Raw genomic sequence first — 1,372 nt, 5'->3', positions numbered from 1 at the left:
ATTACATAGGACGAAACAAAAATACGCTAAATTCTTTCCAACATACCTTGAAAAATTTATGATTTAACACATAAGGAACCATCTATATTTGTGGATGGTTCCTGACACCCTAAAAGTCACATTCACTTATAAAGTGTACCCGTTGTAAACGACATTTTAAAAATAGGTTAGGCGCTGTGAAGAAGATGATTTCTGTATTGTACAGGAGTCATCTTTTTTAAATTCCATTGGTAGCGATAATGATTGTAATAGGTTTTTTATTTTGAATCTTAAGGCAAATGATTTACTGAGTGGCTTATGTATTTAATGCAGTGTGGGGCATAGGGATTGTTTTTCCTTTGAATCTCTCGCTTTTTAAATTTGGTTAAAATCAATATCCAAAAACAAGAAATTTGTGAAGGGAGAACAAAATTTTTTTCATTCTATATCATGTCTTTTTAAGAATAGTGGAAGAATAAACAGAAAATGCTACTTAGGTGCAGATGATTTGTCATCGTCAGGAGGTCTACCTTGTTCAATCAGATAGTAAAAGCTGTACCAAATTTATTTACGATTGGAAATTTATTGTGCGGTGTTCTTTCAATTACTTTTAATATGAGTGGCTTTTTAGAAGTAGCCTCCATTTTCATTTTCTTTTCGGCTGTTTTAGATCTACTTGACGGAAGGGTTGCGAGAAAATTAAAAGTGAACAGTGAATTTGGCGTAGAATTGGATTCCTTAGCTGATATTGTTAGTTTCGGAGTTGCTCCAGCACTTTTATTTCATTCGTTAGCAGTACCATCCATTTTAACTTCTTTGGCGTTTATCCTTTTCCCAACAATGGGGGCAATAAGATTAGCTAAGTTTAGTGTAAAACCAACCATTGGTTATTTTAAAGGATTACCTATTCCAGCGGCTGGATTGCCATTGGCTGGTATGGGATTCTTTTTATATAGCAATGCATGGATTACCTTAATCCTGGCTCTGTTGATGGTAAGTCCAATTAAGGTTAAAAAACTCTAATTTTAATATCCATTGTAAAAAAGCTGGTAACCTTTTCGAAAAAAGGGATTAGCTTTTTTATTTTATCCATAACCTTTTTTTTCTCTTAAAACCAGATTAAGAATTCATGAATATGGAAAATGAATTTATTTATCGTGCTACATTGTATGTAGATCTAAATTTAAATTGACTTTAGTGTTTCTTTTTATAAGGCTATTTTCGCATGGATTGTTGTTTTTCGTATAAATTCATCAACCCGTATAACTAGATGCTTCGTGGCATCTTTTCGTAAGAACATTTGCGAAAATTGCCTAGAAACTTAGTAAATGACCCTTATAAGGCTCCAAAAGCAACAAAGTTTACGAAAAGAGCCATTGGGAAAAATAAATAT

Annotated in this window: 1 protein-coding gene and 1 pseudogene; one reads left to right on the top strand and one right to left on the bottom strand. The window is 32.7% G+C overall.

The window, feature by feature from the left end:
- Positions 1–167 precede the first annotated feature (167 nt).
- Positions 168–251: pseudogene (locus V7137_RS30515) on the bottom strand (IS3 family transposase); the annotation flags it as partial.
- Between the two features lie 259 nt (positions 252–510).
- Between V7137_RS30515 and pssA the strand changes: the two are divergent.
- A complete protein-coding gene (gene pssA, locus V7137_RS30510) occupies positions 511–1,002 on the top strand; it encodes a CDP-diacylglycerol--serine O-phosphatidyltransferase (protein ID WP_335701535.1) in 492 nt (163 codons plus the stop codon).
- Positions 1,003–1,372 lie beyond the last annotated feature (370 nt).

The organism is Neobacillus drentensis, from assembly GCF_036962765.1.
Lineage (GTDB): Bacteria > Bacillota > Bacilli > Bacillales > Cytobacillaceae > Neobacillus > Neobacillus drentensis_C.
This window is presented reverse-complemented; position numbering and strand designations above follow the sequence as displayed.